Origin of the sequence: Acidovorax sacchari (genome assembly GCF_042847045.1) — a bacterium.
Lineage (GTDB): Bacteria > Pseudomonadota > Gammaproteobacteria > Burkholderiales > Burkholderiaceae_C > Paracidovorax > Paracidovorax sacchari.
The window spans coordinates 473,252-491,652 of sequence record NZ_AP035783.1; the positions used below are offsets into that span (position 1 = coordinate 473,252).

22 protein-coding genes are annotated in these 18,401 nt (G+C 69.4%); 17 read left to right on the forward strand and 5 right to left on the reverse strand.

Annotation, left to right across the window (positions count from 1 at the left end; all coding sequences use genetic code 11):
• Nucleotides 1–13 precede the first annotated feature (13 nt).
• The 3 genes from rpmC (at nucleotide 14) to ACGHC0_RS02185 (ending at nucleotide 1,137) form a co-directional block, all read left to right on the forward strand.
• A complete protein-coding gene (gene rpmC / locus ACGHC0_RS02175) occupies nucleotides 14–211 on the forward strand; it encodes a 50S ribosomal protein L29 (RefSeq protein ID WP_011793530.1) in 198 nt (65 codons plus the stop codon).
• 9 nt (nucleotides 212–220) lie between these two features.
• The gene (gene rpsQ, locus ACGHC0_RS02180) at nucleotides 221–490 is read left to right on the forward strand and encodes a 30S ribosomal protein S17 (protein WP_011793531.1); all 270 of its coding nucleotides are present in this window, start codon (nucleotides 221–223) and stop codon (nucleotides 488–490) included.
• A gap of 140 nt (nucleotides 491–630) precedes the next feature.
• Nucleotides 631–1,137, forward strand: a complete 507-nt coding sequence (locus ACGHC0_RS02185) for a peroxiredoxin (RefSeq protein ID WP_415267321.1) — start codon at nucleotides 631–633, stop codon at nucleotides 1,135–1,137.
• A 58-nt stretch (nucleotides 1,138–1,195) separates the two neighbouring features.
• On the opposite strand, the gene ACGHC0_RS02190 is transcribed toward ACGHC0_RS02185, so the two are convergent.
• Together ACGHC0_RS02190 and ACGHC0_RS02195 are read right to left on the reverse strand one after the other, a co-directional pair.
• Nucleotides 1,196–1,687: a GNAT family N-acetyltransferase gene (locus tag ACGHC0_RS02190; RefSeq protein WP_368353811.1), complete on the reverse strand. Its 492-nt coding sequence runs from the start codon at nucleotides 1,685–1,687 to the stop codon at nucleotides 1,196–1,198.
• Between the two features lie 164 nt (nucleotides 1,688–1,851).
• Nucleotides 1,852–2,355, reverse strand: coding sequence for a peroxiredoxin family protein (locus ACGHC0_RS02195; RefSeq protein WP_415268379.1), 504 nt, complete (start codon nucleotides 2,353–2,355; stop codon nucleotides 1,852–1,854).
• 203 nt (nucleotides 2,356–2,558) lie between these two features.
• On the opposite strand from ACGHC0_RS02195, the gene ACGHC0_RS02200 reads away from it, so the two are divergent.
• The 13 genes from ACGHC0_RS02200 to ACGHC0_RS02260 all read left to right on the forward strand — a co-directional run bounded on the left by ACGHC0_RS02200 (nucleotide 2,559) and on the right by ACGHC0_RS02260 (nucleotide 15,567).
• Complete coding sequence (locus ACGHC0_RS02200) at nucleotides 2,559–3,131, forward strand: hypothetical protein (RefSeq protein WP_415267322.1); 573 nt, start codon at nucleotides 2,559–2,561, stop codon at nucleotides 3,129–3,131.
• Nucleotides 3,132–3,152: 21 nt separating this feature from the next.
• Nucleotides 3,153–3,605 (forward strand): PTS sugar transporter subunit IIA, encoded by a 453-nt coding sequence (locus ACGHC0_RS02205; protein WP_368353813.1) that lies wholly within the window; start codon nucleotides 3,153–3,155, stop codon nucleotides 3,603–3,605.
• Nucleotides 3,574–3,843: an HPr family phosphocarrier protein gene (locus ACGHC0_RS02210; protein ID WP_368353814.1), complete on the forward strand. Its 270-nt coding sequence runs from the start codon at nucleotides 3,574–3,576 to the stop codon at nucleotides 3,841–3,843. Before ACGHC0_RS02205 ends, ACGHC0_RS02210 begins: the two co-directional genes overlap by 32 nt.
• 55 nt (nucleotides 3,844–3,898) lie before the next feature.
• Nucleotides 3,899–5,677 (forward strand): phosphoenolpyruvate--protein phosphotransferase, encoded by a 1,779-nt coding sequence (ptsP, locus tag ACGHC0_RS02215; protein WP_368353815.1) that lies wholly within the window; start codon nucleotides 3,899–3,901, stop codon nucleotides 5,675–5,677.
• A gap of 287 nt (nucleotides 5,678–5,964) precedes the next feature.
• Complete coding sequence (kdpF, locus tag ACGHC0_RS02220) at nucleotides 5,965–6,063, forward strand: K(+)-transporting ATPase subunit F (RefSeq protein WP_013592920.1); 99 nt, start codon at nucleotides 5,965–5,967, stop codon at nucleotides 6,061–6,063.
• Entirely contained in the window at nucleotides 6,063–7,868 is a 1,806-nt protein-coding gene (gene kdpA, locus ACGHC0_RS02225; RefSeq protein ID WP_415267323.1) for a potassium-transporting ATPase subunit KdpA, read from the forward strand. Before kdpF ends, kdpA begins: the two co-directional genes overlap by 1 nt.
• A gap of 21 nt (nucleotides 7,869–7,889) precedes the next feature.
• A complete protein-coding gene (kdpB, locus tag ACGHC0_RS02230; protein ID WP_415267324.1) occupies nucleotides 7,890–10,022 on the forward strand; it encodes a potassium-transporting ATPase subunit KdpB in 2,133 nt (710 codons plus the stop codon).
• A 24-nt stretch (nucleotides 10,023–10,046) separates the two neighbouring features.
• Nucleotides 10,047–10,700, forward strand: coding sequence for a potassium-transporting ATPase subunit KdpC (gene kdpC, locus ACGHC0_RS02235; protein ID WP_415267325.1), 654 nt, complete (start codon nucleotides 10,047–10,049; stop codon nucleotides 10,698–10,700).
• Nucleotides 10,701–10,761: 61 nt separating this feature from the next.
• A complete protein-coding gene (locus tag ACGHC0_RS02240) occupies nucleotides 10,762–13,524 on the forward strand; it encodes a DUF4118 domain-containing protein (RefSeq protein ID WP_415267326.1) in 2,763 nt (920 codons plus the stop codon).
• A complete protein-coding gene (gene kdpE, locus ACGHC0_RS02245) occupies nucleotides 13,521–14,231 on the forward strand; it encodes a two-component system response regulator KdpE (protein ID WP_415267327.1) in 711 nt (236 codons plus the stop codon). The genes ACGHC0_RS02240 and kdpE overlap by 4 nt, the downstream gene beginning before the upstream one ends.
• A 177-nt stretch (nucleotides 14,232–14,408) precedes the next feature.
• Nucleotides 14,409–14,735 carry a hypothetical protein gene (locus ACGHC0_RS02250; protein WP_415267328.1) on the forward strand — a complete coding sequence of 109 codons (327 nt, stop codon included), beginning with the start codon at nucleotides 14,409–14,411 and terminating at the stop codon, nucleotides 14,733–14,735.
• Nucleotides 14,722–14,844, forward strand: a complete 123-nt coding sequence (locus tag ACGHC0_RS02255; protein ID WP_368353821.1) for a hypothetical protein — start codon at nucleotides 14,722–14,724, stop codon at nucleotides 14,842–14,844. The genes ACGHC0_RS02250 and ACGHC0_RS02255 overlap by 14 nt, the downstream gene beginning before the upstream one ends.
• Before the next feature lie 195 nt (nucleotides 14,845–15,039).
• Nucleotides 15,040–15,567, forward strand: coding sequence for a midcut-by-XrtH protein (locus ACGHC0_RS02260; RefSeq protein ID WP_415267329.1), 528 nt, complete (start codon nucleotides 15,040–15,042; stop codon nucleotides 15,565–15,567).
• A 117-nt stretch (nucleotides 15,568–15,684) separates the two neighbouring features.
• Here the strand turns inward: ACGHC0_RS02260 and lipA are convergent, their stop codons facing one another.
• The 3 genes from lipA to ACGHC0_RS02275 are packed head-to-tail and all read right to left on the reverse strand — an operon-like array spanning nucleotide 15,685 to nucleotide 17,701.
• Complete coding sequence (gene lipA / locus ACGHC0_RS02265; RefSeq protein WP_368353823.1) at nucleotides 15,685–16,665, reverse strand: lipoyl synthase; 981 nt, start codon at nucleotides 16,663–16,665, stop codon at nucleotides 15,685–15,687.
• Between the two features lie 14 nt (nucleotides 16,666–16,679).
• On the reverse strand, nucleotides 16,680–17,375 hold the full coding sequence (gene lipB / locus ACGHC0_RS02270) for a lipoyl(octanoyl) transferase LipB (RefSeq protein ID WP_415267330.1): 696 nt from the start codon (nucleotides 17,373–17,375) through the stop codon (nucleotides 16,680–16,682).
• A 14-nt stretch (nucleotides 17,376–17,389) separates the two neighbouring features.
• Nucleotides 17,390–17,701: a YbeD family protein gene (locus ACGHC0_RS02275; protein WP_011793548.1), complete on the reverse strand. Its 312-nt coding sequence runs from the start codon at nucleotides 17,699–17,701 to the stop codon at nucleotides 17,390–17,392.
• Between the two features lie 220 nt (nucleotides 17,702–17,921).
• On the opposite strand from ACGHC0_RS02275, the gene ACGHC0_RS02280 reads away from it, so the two are divergent.
• Nucleotides 17,922–18,392, forward strand: a complete 471-nt coding sequence (locus ACGHC0_RS02280) for an ATP synthase subunit I (RefSeq protein WP_415267331.1) — start codon at nucleotides 17,922–17,924, stop codon at nucleotides 18,390–18,392.
• The last annotated feature ends 9 nt before the right edge of the window (nucleotides 18,393–18,401 follow it).

Below are 18,401 nucleotides of genomic sequence, written 5' to 3' on the forward strand. Positions count from 1 at the left end.
GGAGAATCGACAAATGACGAAAGCTGCTGAACTGCGCCAGAAGGACGTCGCCGGCCTGGAGGCCGAGATCAAGTCGCTGCAGAAGGCCCATTTCGGCCTGCGCATGCAGAAGGCCACGCAACAACTGGGCAACACGGGCACGCTGCGCACCACGCGCCGCGACATCGCCCGCGCCAAGACCATCCTTGCTGAAAAGCAAGCCGCCAAGTAAGGAGCCGACATGACGGAAGCTAAAAAATCCCTCAAGCGCACCTTGGTTGGCAAGGTGGTCAGCGACAAGCGTGAAAAGACCGTGACGGTGCTCGTCGAGCGCCGCGTTAAGCACCCGATCTACGACAAGATCGTGATCAAGTCGAGCAAGTACCACGCGCACGACGAGAACAGCGAGTACAAGCTGGGCGACACGATCGAGATCACGGAAAGCCGCCCGCTCTCCAAGACCAAGAACTGGGTTGCCACCCGCCTGGTCCAGAAGGCTGCCCTGGTCTGAGTGGTTCTCCACCCTCCAGGCGGCACGCCCTCCAAAAACGGCCCACAATCGTGGGCCGTTTTTTTATTTCCGGCGCCGGTGCCTGCGTCCGCGGCGCACCGGCTGGCCCATCCACCACCTACCCAACTGGAGAAGAAAGCATGATCAAGATCGGAGAAGCGCTGCCCGCCGTGACGCTGATGGAGTACTCGGAAGTCGAGGGCGGAGGCTGCAGCATCGGCCCCAACCCCGTGGACGTCGCGAAGGCCTCGGCCGGCAAGACGATCGCGCTGTTCGCCGTGCCGGGCGCTTTCACGCCGACCTGCTCCGCCAAGCACGTGCCGGGTTACCTCGAGCAGGCCGAGGCCTTCAAGGCAGCCGGCGTGGACGAAATCTGGTGCCTGAGCGTCAACGATGCCTTCGTCATGGGCGCCTGGGCGCGCGACCAGAAGACCGACGGCAAGGTGCGCATGCTGGCCGACGGCGACGCCGCCTTCGCCAAGGCCACCGGCCTGACGCTCGACCTCAACGGCAAGGGCCTGGGCCTGCGCAGCAACCGCTATTCCATGCTGGTCAAGGACGGCAAGGTGGCTTCGCTGAACATCGAAGCGCCGGGCAAGTTCGAAGTGAGCGACGCCGACACGCTGCTGGCCCAGGCCCGCGGCTGAGAACAGCTCACGCACTCCTCGGCAGAACCGCTCCAGGCACTGTCCGGGGAGGGCACTCTCAGTCGATATCGACCTTGAGGTAGTGCGAGCCGGCGATGGGGTTGTGGTAGTAGGGCGGGATTTCCTCGAAGCCCAGATCCGCGTAGAGTGCCCGTGCGGACTCCATGCCGTCCAGCGTGTCCAGGAGCACGCTGGCGTATCCCGCCTGGCGGGCCACGTCCAGCATGGCCTCCGCCAATTGCCGTCCGAGGCCGAATCCGCGGAACGCCTTGCGCACGTACAGGCGTTTCATTTCGGCCGCGTTCGGGTAGTCGGCGGTGTCCAGCGGCCGGAGGGCGCAGCACCCCGCGATCGCGCCGTCCACCTCGGCCAGCAGGATCTGCCCGCGCGGCGGGGCATAGTCGCCGGGCAGGTCTGCCAGCTCGGCATCGAAACCCTGGAACTGCAGGTCGATACCCAGGCTGTCGCCATATTCCTGGAAGATGGCGCGCACGGGCTCCATCTCGGCAGGCTGGGAGGGCGTGAGGAGCGCGATGGAGGGCTGGTCCACGGGAAGCGTCGGGAGGGTGGCAGTGGGAAACAGTGTAACGGCATGCCCTGACGGCCCTGCTGCCGGCCCGGAGCCCACGCCGCGCGGGGCATCACGTTCCGCCTGCCAGGGCATGGCGGTCTGCCACGGCATCCGCGCCCCGGGATGGGCCGGGGCGGCGTCGTTCAGGTTTCTGCCAGGAGCCGCTCGATCAGCTGGTGGAGTTCCGCGAAGTCCGGCGCCCCCACGTAGCTCTTCACGATCTCGCCGCGCTTGTTCACGATGAAGGTCGAGGGGGTGAGCTGCACGTCGCCCCAGGCCTTGGCGACCGAGCCGGTGTTGTCGATGGCGATCTTGAAAGGCAGCTGGCGGGTCTGGGCGAAGTTCACCACGTAGCTCGGCGGGTCGTAGCTCATGGCCACGGCCAGCGTCTCGAAGCCGCGCTCGCGGTACTTGCCGTAGGTGGACACGATCTGCGGCATCTCGGCCACGCAGGTGGTGCAGCTGGTGGCCCAGAAATTCACGAGGGTGACCTTCCCGCGGAGGTCCGCAGTGGTCTGGCGGCTGCCGTCGAGCAGCACGAAAGTGGATTCCGGGGCCTGGGAGCGTCCCGCGCCCAGGAAGACGAAAGCGCCCACGCCCAAGAAGGCCGCGACCGCGGCGGCGCCGATCCAATGCTTCAAGCCCATCATGCCGTCCTTCCATCCGTCCGTTCAGACCGCGCGGCGCGCGAAACGCGGCGCACGGCTGCCATTGTGCCGGACGGGGCGGTCCGGCGCATGCCGCTGGTGGAGCATGCGGGCGGCAGAAAAGTTCGTGCTTGATGCGTATCAAGCGCCGGGATGCATGCCGTGCGCTGGGCCCACCGGGATGGGCCGACCATAATGCCCGGATGTCGCGCAACCGCATGCCCTGGATCCTGCTGGCCGGTGCCCTGTCGCTGGGGGGCTGCAGTCCGTCGCTGGACTGGCGCTCGGTCCGGATGGACGATGCCGGCCTGACGGCGCTGCTTCCATGCAAGCCGGAACGTGCCGTGAGGCCCGTCGAGCTGCAGGGGCGCTCCGTGGAGCTGTCCATGGCCGGGTGCGATGCCGATGGCGCCACCTTCGCCGTGTCCCACATGGCGCTGCAGCAGGGCTCCGGCGCGGCCGAGGCCGGCATGGTGCTTGCGCAATGGCGAGCGGCGACATTGGCGCGCATCGGCGTGCCGGCAGACGCGACGGACCTGGCCGGCGCCCCGTTCACGCCCCGCGGTGCGCTGCCGCTGCCGCAATCCTTGCGCCTGCAGGTGCGGGGCACGGCGCCTGGGGATGGGCGCGCTGTGGCGCTGGATGCGGCCTGGTTCGCCCGGGCCGAGTCCGCCGAGGGCGGGCCCCGCATGCGGCTCTTCCATGCGGTGATCTACAGCCCGCAGCCCCGAGCGGCGGTGGCGGACACGTTTTTCCCGGGGCTCGTGTTGCGATAATGCGGTCCACCCGATCTCCCCATGAGCACGCGCATCCTCCTCATCGCCCACGCCCCGCTGGCCCATGCGCTGCGCGCCTGCGCCCTGCACGTGTTTCCGGACACTGCCGAAGACATCCTGGCGCTGGATGTGCATCCGAATGCCCCGCCGGAGGACACGCTGGCTGCCGCGCGCATCCTGCTGGACGGGCCGGGCGATGACACTCCCATCCTCGTGCTGACGGACGTGTTCGGCGCGACGCCCTGCAACGTGGCGCAGCGTCTCGTGGACGGGGAGCGCTCGCGGCTGGTCACCGGGGTGAACCTGCCGATGCTGCTGCGCGCGGTGAGCTACCGCCGCGAGCCGCTCGAGGCGCTCGTCGCCCGCGCGGTCGCGGGCGGCACACAGGGGGTGATGCAGGTCGCTGTCGCCGCACCCCAGAACCAGATCCGACGGTCCCATCATGATCAAGACGAATATCACCATCAGCAATAAGCTGGGCCTGCACGCCCGGGCATCGGCCAAGCTCACCAAGCTGGCGGGCAGCTTTCCCTGCGAGGTGTGGATGGCCCGGGGCGAACGCCGCGTGAATGCCAAGAGCATCATGGGCGTGATGATGCTGGCCGCAGGCATCGGCACCGACGTCTCGATCGAGACCGACGGCCCGCAGGAGCAGGAAGCGATGGACGCGCTGCGCGCGCTCATCGACGGCAAGTTCGGCGAAGGAGAGTGAGGCCGGGAATGACCCCCTCAGCAGCCCGCTCAGCAGCCCGTTCCGGAGGCGCCCGATGACATTCGCCGTCCACGGCCTGGCCGTCGCGCGGGGCATCGCCATCGGGCGCGCGGTGCTCGTGGCTTCGAGCCGCGTGGACGTGGCGCACTATTTCATCGAACCCGACCAGGTGCGCGCGGAGATCATCCGCGTGCGCAACGGGCGCAATGCCGTGGTCGAGGAGCTGCAGCGCCTGCAGGCCGAGATGCCTGCCGATGCCCCGCCCGAACTCGCCGCGCTGCTGGACGTCCACCTGATGCTGCTGCAGGACGAGGCACTGGTGAGCGGCGTCAAGCACTGGATCACGGACCGCCTCTACAACGCCGAGTGGGCGCTGACGACGCAACTGGAGATCATCGCGCGCCAGTTCGACGAGATGGAGGACGACTACCTGCGCGAGCGCAAGGCCGACCTGGAACAGGTGGTCGAGCGCATCCTGCGGTACATGAAGGGCGTGGCCAGTCCGGTCGCGCCGCCGCCCTGCAGCCCGCGCCGCGGCAGCGCCGCGCTGGGCCTGCAGCAGGACCTGCTGCCGGGCGACATGGTGGACGTGCCGCTGGTGCTGGTGGCGCACGACCTCTCGCCGGCCGACATGCTGCAGTTCAAGCAGAGCGTGTTCGCGGGCTTCGTGACCGACGTGGGCGGCAAGACCTCGCACACGGCCATCGTGGCGCGCAGCATGGACATTCCCGCCGTGGTGGGAGCGCGTGCCGCGAGCCAGCTGGTGCGGCAGGACGACTGGGTGATCATCGACGGGGACGCGGGTATCATGATCGTCGATCCGTCGCCGATCATCCTCGCCGAATACGGCTTCCGCCAGCGCCAGACCGAACTGGAGCGCGAGCGGTTGTCCCGCCTGCGGCACACGCCGGCCGTGACGCTCGACGGCGAGCGCATCGAGCTGCTGGCGAACATCGAGCAGCCTGCCGACGCGGCGGTGGCCGTGCGTGCCGGGGCTGCGGGCGTAGGGCTGTTCCGCAGCGAATTCATGTTCATGGGCCGGGGCGGCCACCTGCCGGGCGAGGAAGAACAGTACCAGGCCTACCGTGCCGCGGTGGAGGGCATGCAGGGCCTGCCCGTCACGCTGCGCACCATTGACGTGGGCGCGGACAAGCCGCTTGACCACAAGGCAGCCAAGGATACCCCCAGCCACCTCAACCCGGCCCTGGGCCTGCGGGCCATCCGCTGGAGCCTGGCCGACCCGTCCATGTTCCGCACGCAGCTGCGGGCGGTGCTGCGCGCGGCCGCGCACGGGCCGGTGAACCTGCTGTTCCCGATGCTGGCCCACGTCGGGGAGATCCGGCAGACGCTGGCGCAGGTGGACATGGCGCGCGCGGAACTGGAGGCGCGTGGCGCTTCGTACGGGCCGGTGCAACTGGGGGCGATGATCGAGGTGCCCGCGGCGGCGCTGATCGTGCGGCGCTTCCTGCAGTATTTCGATTTCCTGTCGATCGGCACCAACGACCTGATCCAGTACACCCTGGCGATCGACCGGGCCGACGAGAGCGTGGCCCATCTCTACGACCCCATGCACCCGGCGGTGCTGCAGCTCGTGGCGGACGTGATCGCGGAAGGCCACCGGCAGGGCAAGAGCGTGTGCCTCTGCGGGGAGGCCGCGGGCGACGTGGCGATGACACGGCTGCTGCTGGGCCTGGGCCTGCGCAGCTTCTCCATGCATCCCGCGCAGATCCTGGCGGTGAAGCAGGAAGTGCTGCGCTCGGACACCCGCAAGCTGGCCCCCTGGGCCCGCACGGTGATCGACGCGGACAGCCCGGCGGACATGCTGGGCGGCTGACGGGCGTCCGGCCCCGGCGCCTGGCGCGGGACCACTGAAACTCCGGCTCCGTGCCCGGTACGTCTCGGCCGGCACGCGGTTTTTACGCCGCGTTTATGCGGCGTGCCGCAAGCTGTGCACACTTTTTACGGGTGCTTTTCCAGAATGCCTCCATCGCCCGCGAGGGTTGTTGGAGTGCCTGACATGGATGTGCTGTGGGTTGCCGCGATCGCGGCGTTGTGGGTGGCCATGGCCGAGGCCGTGGTGATCCTGGGTCGCCACGATGGCCGGCCGCGGGGAGAAGCACGATGATCGGCATCGACGTGCTCTACGGTTTCGGTGGCATCGTCGCGGTGCTGCTGTTCGCCTATCTGGTGTTCGCGCTGATCTGCGCGGAGGAGTTCTGATGACTGCCTCCGCCTGGGGCCTGCTGGCCCTTTTCCTGATCGTGCTGGGCCTGCTGGCGTGGCCGCTGGGCCGGGCCCTGGCCGCGGTGTGCGATGGGCGGCTGCCGGGCTGGATGCACCGCGTGGAAGCACCGCTCTATCGCCTGGCCGGCGTGCGGCCGGAGGCGGGCATGCACTGGCGCCATTACGCGCTGGCGCTGCTGGCCTTCAATGCCGTGGGCGTGTTCGCCGTGTACGCCCTCCAGCGCCTGCAGGGTGTGCTGCCCCTGAATCCGCAGGGACTGCCCGCAGTGTCGGGCGATTCCGCGTTCAACACGGCCGTGAGCTTCGTGTCGAACACCAACTGGCAGGGGTACGCGGGCGAGTCCACGATGGGCTACCTCGTGCAGATGCTCGGGCTGTCGGTACAGAACTTCCTGTCCGCCGCGACCGGCATTGCCGTGGCCTTCGCGCTGGCGCGGGGATTCGCCGCGCGCGGTGGCGATGGGGCAGGGCATGTGGGCAACTTCTGGGCGGACATCGTGCGCATCACGGCCTGGGTGCTGGTGCCGCTGTCCTTCGTGCTCGCCATCTTCTTCGTGGGCCAGGGCGTGATCCAGAATTTCACGCCCTACCAGGACGTGGCCACGGTGGAGACGACCATCTACCAGGACCCGCAGCTCGATGCGCAGGGGCAGCCCTTGAAGGATGCGTCCGGCAACCCGCTCACGCGAGAGGCCAGCACGCGTGCGCAGATGCTTCCCATGGGACCCGTGGCCTCGCAGGAGGCGATCAAGATGCTGGGCACGAACGGCGGCGGATTCTTCAATGCCAACTCGGCGCATCCCTATGAGAACCCGACGCCGCTCGCCAATTTCGCGCAGATGCTGGCGATCTTCCTGATCCCCGCGGCGCTGTGCTTTGCGTTCGGCCGCGTGGTCGGGGACTGGCGCCAGGGCGCGGCGCTGCTGGCCGCGATGGTGCTGATGTTCGCCGTGGCCGTGGTCGCGGTGACTGTCGCGGAGCAGGCGGGCAACCCGGCGCTGTCCGCGCTGGGAGCGGACCAGGTGGCCTCCGCCACGCAGGCCGGCGGCAACATGGAGGGCAAGGAGGTGCGCTTCGGGATCTCCGCTTCCGCGCTGTTCGCTGCGGTGACCACCGCGGCTTCGTGCGGCGCCGTGAACGGCATGCACGACTCCTTCACGCCGCTGGGCGGGATGGTGCCGATGGTGCTCATGCAGCTCGGCGAGGTGGTGTTCGGCGGCGTAGGCACGGGCCTCTACGGCATGCTGGTCTTCGCCATCCTCGCGGTGTTCATCGCCGGCCTGATGATCGGGCGCACGCCGGAGTACCTGGGCAAGAAGATCGAGGTGCGCGAGATGAAGCTGACCTCCGTCGCCATTCTCGTTACCCCCATCCTCGTGCTGGTGGGCACTGCCGTCGCCGTGCTGGCGGCCGCGGGCCAGGCCGGCATCGCGAACCCCGGGGCGCACGGCTTTTCCGAGGTGCTGTATGCGCTCACCTCGGCCGCCAACAACAACGGCAGCGCCTTCGCCGGCCTGTCCGCGAACACCCCGTTCTACAACGTGCTGCTGGCCCTGGCCATGTGGTTCGGCAGGTTCGGCGTGATCGTGCCGGTGCTGGCCATCGCCGGTTCGCTGGCCGCCAAGAAGCGCCTGCCGCCCGGCCCCGGCACCATGCCCACGCATGGCCCGCTGTTCGTGGCGCTGCTGGTGTTCACGGTGCTGCTCGTGGGGCTGCTGAATTACGTGCCTTCGCTGGCGCTCGGCCCGGTGGTGGAACACCTGGTGCTGCAGGCCCGGTGAGCGGGCCAGGAGAAGAACGACATGACGACCCCCCAATCCCCGGCCACGGCACCCGCCGCGGCCCCGGTTCCCTCGCGGAACCTCACGCTGTTCGATGCCGCGCTGGTGCGCCCCGCCGTGTGGCAGGCATTCGCCAAGCTGGACCCGCGCGTGCAGTGGCGCAATCCGGTGATGTTCATCGTTTTCATCGGCAGCATCTTCACGACGCTGCTGTGGCTGCAGGCGCTGACCACCGCGCAGGACATGGGCATGCGCCCGGTGTTCATCCTCGCGGTGGCCGTGTGGCTGTGGTTCACCGTGCTGTTCGCCAACTTCGCCGAAGCGCTGGCGGAAGGCCGCAGCAAGGCGCAGGCCGCCTCGCTGCGCGGACTGCGCAAGGACACCTGGGCCAAGAAGCTCTCCGAGCCGCGCCATGGCGCGCGTTTCCTGCCCGAGCAGGCCACCAACCTGCGAAAGGGCGACGTGGTGCAGGTGGATGCCGGCGACGTGATCCCGCTCGACGGCGAGGTGATCGAGGGCATGGCTTCGGTGGACGAAAGCGCCATCACCGGCGAATCCGCGCCGGTGGTGCGCGAGTCCGGCGGCGACTTCTCCGCCGTGACAGGTGGCACGCGCGTGCTGTCCGACTGGCTGGTGGTGCGCATCACGGTGAACCCGGGCGAGTCGTTCCTCGACCGCATGATCGGCATGGTGGAGGCCGCCAAGCGCCAGAAGACGCCCAACGAAGTGGCGCTCACCATCCTGCTGGTGGCGCTCACCATCGTGTTCCTCGTGGTGACGGTGACGCTGCTGCCGTTCTCCCTGTTCAGCGTGCAGGCCTCGGGCGCGGGCACGGTGGTGTCGCTCACCGCGCTGATCGCGCTGCTGGTGTGCCTGATCCCCACCACCATCGGCGGCCTGCTGTCGGCCGTGGGCGTGGCCGGCATGAGCCGCATGATGCAGGCAAACGTGATCGCCACGTCGGGCCGCGCGGTGGAAGCCGCGGGCGACGTGGATGTGCTGCTGCTGGACAAGACCGGCACCATCACCCACGGCAACCGGCAGGCGAGCACATTCCTGCCGGCACCGGGCGTGACCCGCGCGCACCTGGCCCGGGCGGCGCTCATGGCCTCGCTGGCCGACGAGACGCCCGAAGGGCGCAGCATCGTGGAGCTGGCGCGCCGCGAAGGCATCGAGGCCGGGGAAGGCGCGGCCGAAGGCCTCGTGCTGGTGCCCTTCACGGCGCAGACCCGCATGAGCGGCGTGGACCTGCCTGCCGCGGGCGGCGCCGCCCCCGTGGCGCTGCGAAAGGGTGCCGTGCAGGCCCTGACCCGGCATGTGCAAGCCCTGGGCGGCTCCATGCCCGCGGAGGTGGCCCGCGCCGCGGACGACGTGGCCCGCCGCGGCAGCACGCCGCTGGCCGTGGCGGAAGGCAGCCGTGTCCTGGGCGTGGTGGAGCTCAAGGACATCGTCAAGGCAGGCATCCAGGCGCGGTTCGCAGAACTGCGGCGCATGGGCATCAAGACGGTGATGATCACGGGCGACAACCGGCTCACGGCGGCGGCCATCGCGGCCGAGGCCGGGGTGGACGATTTCCTCGCCGAAGCCACGCCCGAGGACAAGCTCGCCCTCATCCGCCGCTACCAGTCCGAAGGCCGGCTGGTCGCCATGACCGGCGACGGCACGAACGACGCGCCCGCGCTGGCCCAGGCCGACGTGGCCGTGGCCATGGGCAGCGGCACGCAGGCCGCCAAGGAGGCCGGCAACATGGTGGACCTGGATTCCAACCCCACCAAGCTGCTGGAGGTGGTGGAGACCGGCAAGGCGCTGCTGATGACGCGCGGCTCGCTCACCACGTTCTCGATCGCCAACGACGTGGCCAAGTACTTCGCCATCATCCCGGCGATGTTCGTCTCCACCTATCCGCAGCTCGGCGCGCTGAACGTGATGCGGCTGGCCAGCCCGTCGTCGGCCATCCTCTCGGCGGTGATCTTCAACGCGCTGATCATCGTCTTCCTGATCCCGCTCGCGCTCAAGGGCGTGCGCTACCGGCCGGTGGGCGCCGCGGCGCTGCTGCGCCGCAACCTCGCCGTGTACGGCCTGGGCGGTCTCGTCGTGCCGTTCATCGGGATCAAGCTCATCGACTGGGCGCTTGCGGCCGTGGGCCTCGTCTGAGCGCAGCCTTCCGGAGAAACCACCATGAATACTTTCCTGCAATCTCCCGCGGATGCTTCCGCACCGGCTGCCACATCGGCCGGCGAAGGCCCGGCCCCGGCCCGAGCACCGCTGCTGCGGCCCACGCTGGTGCTTTTCGTCCTGCTGTCCCTGGTGACCGGTGTGCTCTATCCGCTGGCGGTGACGGGCGTTGCGCAGTCCGCCTTCCCCCACGAGGCGGCGGGCAGCCTCATCCGGGACGGCTCCGGCCATGCCGTGGGGTCCACGCTGATCGGCCAGAACTTCACGGAGCCGGGGCATTTCTGGGGGCGCCCGTCGGCCACTGCGCCCATGCCCTACAACGCGGGCGCCTCGGGCGGCTCGAACCTCGGCCCGGCGAATCCCGCCCTGGCCGATGCGGTCAAGGCGCGCATCGAGGCCCTGCGGGCCGCCGACCCCGGCAACACGGCTCCCGTACCGGTGGATCTCGTCACCGCGTCGGCCAGCGGGCTCGATCCGCACATCAGCGTGGCGGCGGCCCGCTACCAGGCGTCCCGGGTGGCCCGCGCGCGGGGGCTGCCCCTGGAGCGCGTGGAGGCCCTGGTGCGCTCCCACACCGAGGCGCCCCTCCTGCCCTGGCTGGGCGAGGCCGGCGTGAACGTGCTGACCCTCAACGTGGCCCTCGACGCGGCGCGCTGAATCCCGGAGACTGCGGTGCCGCGGCATGCCGCCGCGGCCCGTCCCCCATCGCCTTCCACGCATGACCGATCCCCGTCCCGATCCCGATGCCCTCATCGCACAGATACGTGCCGAGGAGCAGCGGGTGCAGCGCGGCAAGCTGCGCATCTATTTCGGCGCGAACGCCGGCGTGGGCAAGACCTGGTCCATGCTGAGCGCCGCGCAGCGCGAGCGGCAGGCGGGGCGCGACGTGCTCGTGGGCGTCGTGGAGACGCATGGGCGCGCGGAAACGGCGGCCCTGCTGGACGGCCTGCCCGTTCTGCCTGCGCGCACGCTGGAACACCGCGGACGGACGCGGACCGAGTTCGATCTCGATGCCGCGCTGCAGCGCCGGCCGGCCGTGCTGCTGGTCGACGAACTGGCCCACTCGAACGCGCCGGGCTCACGGCATGCCAAGCGCTGGCAGGACGTGCAGGAACTCGTGGCCTCGGGCATCGAGGTCTGGACGGCGCTCAATGTGCAGCACCTGGAGAGCCTCAACGGCACGGTGGGGGCGATCACGGGCGTGCGCGTGCACGAGACCGTGCCCGACACGGTGCTCGACGAGGCCGACGAGGTCGTGCTCGTCGATGCCACGCCCGACGAGCTGGCCGCACGCCTGGCCGCGGGCAAGGTGTACCTGCCGCAGCAGGCCGAGCGCGCGGCGCAGAATTTCTTCCGCAAGGGCAATCTGATCGCACTGCGCGAAATCGCCCTGCGGCGCACCGCCGAACACGTCGAGGACGATGTGCGCGGATGGCGTGTGGAGCAGTCCGGCGGCGGCCACGGCGTGCCGCCGGCCTGGAACACTTCCGGCGCGCTGCTGGCCTGCGTGGGGCCGCACGAGGATGCCGCCCACACCGTGCGCACGGCGGCCCGCCTGGCCAGCCAGCTGAACGTGCGCTGGCATGCCGCCTATGTGGAGACGCCGCGGCTGCAGCGTCTTCCGGCCCCGCAGCGCGACCGCATCCTGGCCGTGCTGCAGCTGGCAGAGGGACTGGGTGCGGAGACCGCCGTGCTCACCGGCAACGCCGTGGTGCCCGCGCTCGCGGAGCATGCGCGGCAGCTCAATTGCGCCACCCTGGTGGTGGGCCGCGCCCGCCGGCGGTCCGGCCTGTGGCGGTGGTGGCCGGTGCCCGGCACGGCCGAGGCCATCGGCACCGCCGCGCCCGCGCTCGACATCGTGGAGGCGGGCGAGCCCGGCAGCAGCCGCCGCCTGCCGGCCGCATCCTGGCGCCAGGGGGGCGATGCGCAGGAGGACGGCGAGCAGTTGTCCGCCCGCTGGCCCGGCTACGGGGCCGCGGTCGCCGCGAGCGTGGCCGTGACGCTGCTCGCATTGCCCCTGTCCGGCGTGCTGGAGCTGACCAACATCGTCATGCTCTACCTGCTCGGCGTGGTGGGCGTGGCCATGCGTTTCGGTCGCGGGCCTGCCGCACTGGCGGCGCTGCTCAACGTGGCGGCCTTCGATTTCGTCTTCGTATCGCCGCAGTTCTCGTTCGCCGTGAGCGATGTGCAGTACCTCGTGACCTTCATCGTCATGCTCGGCGTGGGATTGCTCGTGGGCCAGCTGACCGCGGGCCTGCGGTTCTCCGCAGGGGTGGCGGCCGGGCGCGAGCAGCGCATGCGCTCGCTGTTCGAACTCACGCGCGAGCTTTCGGCCGCCCTGGAGGCATCGCAGGTCGTGGACATCGGCACGGCCGCCGTACAGCAGCATTTCGGAGGACAGGCCGTGGTGCTGCCCCTCGACGAAGGCGACCGGCTCATGCTGCCCGTGAATCCACCCGAAGGATTCGACCCGAGCGTGGCCGACTGGACCCTGCGCCACGGCCAGAGCGCGGGCCTGGGAACCGGCACGCTGGCCGCGCAGGGCTGGCGCTACGTGCCGCTCACCGCGCCCATGCGGGTGCGGGGCGTGCTGGCCCTGTCGCCCGCGCACCCGCGCTGGCTGCTGATACCCGAGCAGGCGCGCCATCTCGAAACCCTCGCCCGGCAGGTCGCGATCGCGCTGGAGCGGGTCCACTACGTGGAGGTGGCGCAGCGCGCCGTGCTGGACATGGAGTCCGAGCGCCTGCGCAATGCCCTGCTGGGCGCCATTTCCCACGACGTGCGCACGCCGCTCACCGCCCTCATCGCCCTGGCCGAGTCCCTGCCGGCACAGCCCGGCGAGGGGTTGCAGTCGGCGTCGCGCGCCATCGTCCAGCAGGCCCACCAGCTGCACGCCCTGGTCAGCAACCTGCTGGACATGGCGCGGCTGGAAAGCGGCCTGTCCGGCGGCAGCGTGAACCTGCGGCGCGACTGGCAGTCGGTGGAGGAGGTGGTCGGTTCGGCCATCCGTGCGGCGCGTCCCGCGCTGGGGGCGACGGAGGTGCGCACGTCGCTGCCCCCCGACCTGCCGCTGGTGGAGTTCGACGCGGTGCTCATCGAGCGCGTGCTCGTGAACCTGCTGGAGAACGCGGCCAAGTACGGCGCCGCGCCCATCGAGATCGGTGCTGCCGCGCTGCCGGGAGCGCTGCACCTGCGCGTGCGCGACCACGGCCCCGGCCTGCCTGCGGCGCTGCGGGGGCGCGAGCACACGCTGTTCGACAAATTCACCCGCGGGCAGGCCGAGTCCGCCACGCCGGGCGTGGGGCTCGGGCTCGCGATCTGCAAGGCCGTGGTACTGGCGCACGGCGGCGATATCGCGGCGGCCGGTGCGTCGCCGGGCCCCGGGGCAGAATTCACCGTCACGCTGCCCCGGCGCGATCCCCCGGCCCTCCCGGAGCCCGTGGACCCGCCCGAACCATCATCCACCGACCCTGCACCATGACCCTGCACCTGCGCACCGCGATCGTGATCGAGGACGAGCCCCAGATCCGCCGTTTCGTGCGCGGGGCGCTGGAGGAGGAGGGCTGGCAGGTGCATGAGGCCGCCACGCTGCGCGAGGGGCTGTCGGCCGCCGGCACGCGCCAGCCCGACCTGCTGGTGCTCGACCTGGGCCTGCCCGATGGCGATGGGCTGACCCTGCTGCGGGACGTGCGCAGCTGGTCGGCCGTGCCCATCATCGTGCTCTCCGCGCGCGCCGACGAGTCCGACAAGATCGCCGCCCTCGACGCAGGCGCGGACGATTACCTCACCAAGCCTTTCGGCACGGGCGAATTGCTCGCGCGCGTACGTGCCAACCTGCGTCGGCCGCGGCCCGCCACCGGGCAGGGCCTGCAGGCCGAAGCCGCCGAACCCGTGTTCCGCTTCGGCGACATCGAGGTGGACCGTGGGGCGCGCCTCGTGCGGCGCGCAGGCGCGGTCGTTCACCTGACGCCCACCGAGTACCGCATGCTCACCGTCCTGGTGGCCAACGCGGGCCGCGTCATCACCCAGCGCCAGCTACTGCGCGAAGTCTGGGGCCCGGCCCGCTCCGACCAGAGCCACTACCTGCGCATCTACATGGGCCACCTGCGCCAGAAGCTGGAGGCCGACCCTGCTCAGCCGCGCCACCTGCTGACCGAGACCGGGGTGGGGTACCGCCTGGCCGCCTGACGCTTTGCGGCGGATTGACGCGGCGCGCCGTGCTTTTTACGCCGTTTTGATGCGCCCGTTCCTAGACTGAAGGCCTGTTCCATCCTGCTTCGCACAAGCGCTCCGCGCCGCACGAAGCCCCAGAGCATGCTGCTGCATCGGATATTTCAAGACGAAGAGGGCGCTGATGCCGGCGCCGTGTGTTCCGGCTCCCGCCGTGCGCGCCCCGCGGTGCCCGGCGTGGTCCTGCCGGTCAGGCTGGCGCGGGAGCCCGCACTGCGCGTGCGCCAGCGCCTCCATGCCGCGCTGGGCCCTTTGCTGGGCACCTACCGCCTGTCGGTGAATGCCGTGCGGCCGGTGTGCACGGTCTACCTGCATCTGCGCGAGTCCGACATCGGCGAGTGCATGCACCGGCTCATGGCCGCCTTGCCGATGGCGGAATTCGGGCGCATCGGCCGCGTATTCCATGGCTTGCCGCAGCCCGCGGAGCCTTCTCTGGCAGAGGTGTCGCGTGTCCACGCATGACGTGCCGGCGCTGTGGCAGGCCGGCCTGGCCATCCTCGCGCTGTTCACTCCGCTCGCCGTCGCCTGGGGCGTCGTGCGCTGGAGCATGCGGCGCAACGCTCGCCGCTGAATCACAGGAGCACTCGGCAGACCGGCGCTTGGCCGGCAAGTCCTTCGCCGGGTGCCCGTCGCGGTGCGGGCTCTGCGCTGTGCTACTCCAAAAATTCAATGATTCCAATGCCTCAATAGTTTTTGCAAATACGAGGCTTACAATGTGAAGCGGTAAGTTTTTGTAAACATTTCGGATCTTTCGAGGAAATTGGAAATGAGAACTATCGACAAAGCCATCGGCAGCCTGGCTGCGGTCTTCGTGGGGCTGGCCTGCACCCAAGCCATGGCCGAGCCCGTGCCGCCCGTCACGGTCACCTATGCGCCGCCTGCTGCGCTGCCTGTTCCCACGTTATCGCAATGGGGCTTGATCCTGCTGACGCTCGCGTTGCTCGTCCTGGTCTATCGCACCCTGCGCAAAGCGTCCCATGGACGGCCCATCGCATGGGCTTTGCTGGCGGGAGCTCTCGCTCTTTCCGTGGGCGGAGCTGGCAGCTGGATCGGAAAGTCGTTCGCTGCGCCAAGTGCCAGGCAACTCTCCGTGCCTGCCGGCGGTTCGGTGCAAGTGAGCTCCGGTCTGTACATCCTCACCAACACGAGTGGCGTGGCGCAGCAGATCATCAGGATCGACGTACCCGCGGTGTACACGCGGCTGTCCATCGACAGCCAATTCCCCGCCGAGTGCTCGGTGGGCGCGGTGCTTGCGCCCAACGCTGCCTGCTCCACGCACTTCAATCTCGAATGACCTTCGACGCGGCCTGCCTCATCCCGCATACGGGAAGGCAGGCCGGCAGGCAGGAGCGCCTGATCGCCGCGGTTCACCGGTCAGGGACGCGCACGGTTATCGCGCCCCTCTGCGGCGCTAGACGCCTGCCGCGTGCGCCTGCTGGTCCGCGTGGTAACTGGAGCGAACCATCGCACCCACGGCGGCGTGGGTGAATCCCATCCTGTAGGCCTCTTCCTCGTACATCTTGAACGTGTCCGGGTGCACGTAGCGGCGCACCGGCAGGTGGCTGTTGGACGGCGCGAGGTACTGGCCGATGGTCAGCATGTCGATGTCGTGCGCGCGCATGTCGCGCATCACCTGCAGGATCTCTTCATCCGTCTCGCCCAGGCCCACCATGATGCCGCTCTTGGTGGGCACGCCGGGGTGCAGCGCCTTGAACTTCTTGAGCAGGTTCAGGCTGAACTGGTAGTCCGATCCCGGGCGCGCTTCCTTGTACAGGCGCGGCGCGGTCTCCAGGTTGTGGTTCATCACGTCGGGCGGTGCGGCCTTGAGGATCTCCAGCGCGCGGTCGTCGCGGCCGCGGAAGTCGGGCACGAGGATCTCGATCTGCGTGGCGGGCGAGAGCGCGCGGATGTTCTGGATGCACTCCACGAAGTGGCCGCTGCCGCCGTCGCGCAGGTCGTCGCGGTCCACGCTGGTGATCACCACGTACTTCAGCTTGAGCGCGGCGATGGTGCGCGCGAGGTTCAGCGGTTCGTCCTTGTCCAGCGGGTCCGGCCGGCCGTGGCCCACGTCGCAGAACGGGCAGCGGCGCGTGCACTTGTCGCCCATGATCATGAACGTGGCCGTGCCCTTGCCGAAGCACTCGCCGATGTTGGGGCAGGAGGCCTCCTCGCACACCGTGTGCAGCTTGTGCTCGCGCAGGATCTCCTTGATCTCGTAGAAACGCGTGGTGGGCGAACCGGCCTTGACGCGGATCCACTCGGGTTTCTTCAGCACCTCGCCCTGCTCCACCTTGATGGGGATGCGCGAAAGCTTCGCGGCGGCCTTCTGCTTGGCGAGCGGGTTGTAGGCGACGGTGGATTGCGCTTCGCGCACGACTTCGGGAGTGCTCATGGCTGGTGCTGAGGTCAGGGCGCGAGGCGGATGGCCAATTGGCTGGCCAGCACGGAAGCCGCTTCGTCCCAGGTGGTGTGCACGCCGATTGTAGAAAGGTCCACGGTCGGCAGCCCTGCGTAGCCGCAAGGGTTGATGCGCGAGAAGGGTTCCAGGTCCATGTCCACGTTGAGCGCCACGCCGTGGTAGGCGCAGTGGCGCGAGACCTTGATGCCGAGCGCGGCGATCTTGCCCAGCCCGGTGAAGTCGGGCGCGGGCGCCACGGGCGACAGCGGGTCGGCCTTCTGCGGGCGCTGGGGCAGCAGGGCGTGGCTGCGTGGATCGTCCAGCCGCACATAGATCCCCGGCGCGCCGGCCACCCGGTGGCCCGTGATGCCGAAGTGCGCGAGCGTGCGGATCGCTGCCTCTTCCACGCGATGGACATATTCCTTCACGTAGTAGCCGGCGCGCCGCAGATCGACGAGCGGATAGGCCACCACCTGCCCGGGGCCGTGGAAGGTGACCTGCCCGCCGCGGTTGGTGGCCACCACGGGGATGTCGCCCGGTGCCAGCAGGTGGTCCGCGCGGCCCGCGAGGCCCTGCGTGAAATGGGGCGCGTGCTCGCACACCCAGAGGGCATCGGGCGTGCCGTCGGTGCGCTGCTCGGTGAACGCCTGCATGGCCTCCACCGTTTCGCGCAAATCCACCCGCCCGAGCATCCGCACCTGCATCGCCGTGTCCCGGATCAGAGCACCACCTTCACCATCGGGTGCGAGGAAAGCGCGCGGTACAGGTCGTCGAGCTGTTCGCGGCTGGTCGCCGTCACGGTGAGGGTCACGCCCAGGTAATTGCCTTCGCGGCTGTCTCGCAACTCGATGGTGGAGGCGTCGAACGATGGGTCGAAGCGGCGGGCCACCTCGGTCAGCGCATGGACGAACCCATCGGCCTTGCGGCCCATGACCTTGATGGGAAAGCGGGAGGGGTACTCGATGAGCGATTCCTTGCGCGGATCGCCCTCGGATCCGATCACCGGGGAAGGGGTGGGGGGCTGTGTCATGCGATGATTGTCGGCGAAGCAGGGGAGAGACACCCGGGCGGCGATGCGCCAAGCTGGTGCCCGCAGGAGGCCTGGTTCACCCATCGGGTGCACCGTTGCGCGCCGTTGTCGCACGCGCGCCCCAAGGCATTGCAGGATGCAACGGGTTTTTACTTATAATCAAGGGCTTTGTAAGAAGTTCCAGCCCGGATGCCGGGCGTCCAGCAGGCGTTGACCAACCATGAAAACAGACGCTCCGGACACTGGAACTGAGGTCGAGGATTCCGGTTTCAAGCCCCTTTCTGCAGCCGAGGCGCAGGAATGGCGGCAACGACATCCACCCGTGTCCATCTGGCGCATCGTTGCGGGCCAGGCGGCGGTGGGGCTCGTTGCGGCCCTGGTGGCCTGGGTGATGACCGGACGCTCCCATGTCGCCTGGTCCACGGGTTACGGAGCGCTGGCGGTGGTTCTTCCCGCAGCGCTTTTCGCCCGGGGCATGGCGCGCAGGAGGTCTTCCGCCGGGGGCGCCCTGGCGGGACTCTTCGGATGGGAGCTGGTCAAGATTGCTTTGACCGTCGCCATGCTGGCGGCGGCGCCCCGGCTGGTGCCGGGATTGAGCTGGCTGGCTCTGCTCGCCGGCATGGTGGTGACGATGAAAACGTACTGGATCGCGCTCATGGTGCGGTCCGGTGTCCGCAAACCGATTGATTGAGAGAAGAGT

Coding starts and splice junctions, on each gene's coding strand:
- rpmC (WP_011793530.1), top strand. CDS start 14: ATGACGAAAGCTGCTGAACTGCGCCAGAAGGACGTCGCCGGCCTGGAG.
- rpsQ (WP_011793531.1), top strand. CDS start 221: ATGACGGAAGCTAAAAAATCCCTCAAGCGCACCTTGGTTGGCAAGGTG.
- ACGHC0_RS02185 (WP_415267321.1), top strand. CDS start 631: ATGATCAAGATCGGAGAAGCGCTGCCCGCCGTGACGCTGATGGAGTAC.
- ACGHC0_RS02195 (WP_415268379.1), bottom strand. CDS start 2,355: ATGGGCTTGAAGCATTGGATCGGCGCCGCCGCGGTCGCGGCCTTCTTG.
- ACGHC0_RS02200 (WP_415267322.1), top strand. CDS start 2,559: ATGTCGCGCAACCGCATGCCCTGGATCCTGCTGGCCGGTGCCCTGTCG.
- ACGHC0_RS02205 (WP_368353813.1), top strand. CDS start 3,153: ATGAGCACGCGCATCCTCCTCATCGCCCACGCCCCGCTGGCCCATGCG.
- ACGHC0_RS02210 (WP_368353814.1), top strand. CDS start 3,574: ATGATCAAGACGAATATCACCATCAGCAATAAGCTGGGCCTGCACGCC.
- ptsP (WP_368353815.1), top strand. CDS start 3,899: ATGACATTCGCCGTCCACGGCCTGGCCGTCGCGCGGGGCATCGCCATC.
- kdpF (WP_013592920.1), top strand. CDS start 5,965: ATGATCGGCATCGACGTGCTCTACGGTTTCGGTGGCATCGTCGCGGTG.
- kdpA (WP_415267323.1), top strand. CDS start 6,063: ATGACTGCCTCCGCCTGGGGCCTGCTGGCCCTTTTCCTGATCGTGCTG.
- kdpB (WP_415267324.1), top strand. CDS start 7,890: ATGACGACCCCCCAATCCCCGGCCACGGCACCCGCCGCGGCCCCGGTT.
- kdpC (WP_415267325.1), top strand. CDS start 10,047: ATGAATACTTTCCTGCAATCTCCCGCGGATGCTTCCGCACCGGCTGCC.
- ACGHC0_RS02240 (WP_415267326.1), top strand. CDS start 10,762: ATGACCGATCCCCGTCCCGATCCCGATGCCCTCATCGCACAGATACGT.
- kdpE (WP_415267327.1), top strand. CDS start 13,521: ATGACCCTGCACCTGCGCACCGCGATCGTGATCGAGGACGAGCCCCAG.
- ACGHC0_RS02260 (WP_415267329.1), top strand. CDS start 15,040: ATGAGAACTATCGACAAAGCCATCGGCAGCCTGGCTGCGGTCTTCGTG.
- lipA (WP_368353823.1), bottom strand. CDS start 16,665: ATGAGCACTCCCGAAGTCGTGCGCGAAGCGCAATCCACCGTCGCCTAC.
- lipB (WP_415267330.1), bottom strand. CDS start 17,375: ATGCAGGTGCGGATGCTCGGGCGGGTGGATTTGCGCGAAACGGTGGAG.
- ACGHC0_RS02275 (WP_011793548.1), bottom strand. CDS start 17,701: ATGACACAGCCCCCCACCCCTTCCCCGGTGATCGGATCCGAGGGCGAT.
- ACGHC0_RS02280 (WP_415267331.1), top strand. CDS start 17,922: ATGAAAACAGACGCTCCGGACACTGGAACTGAGGTCGAGGATTCCGGT.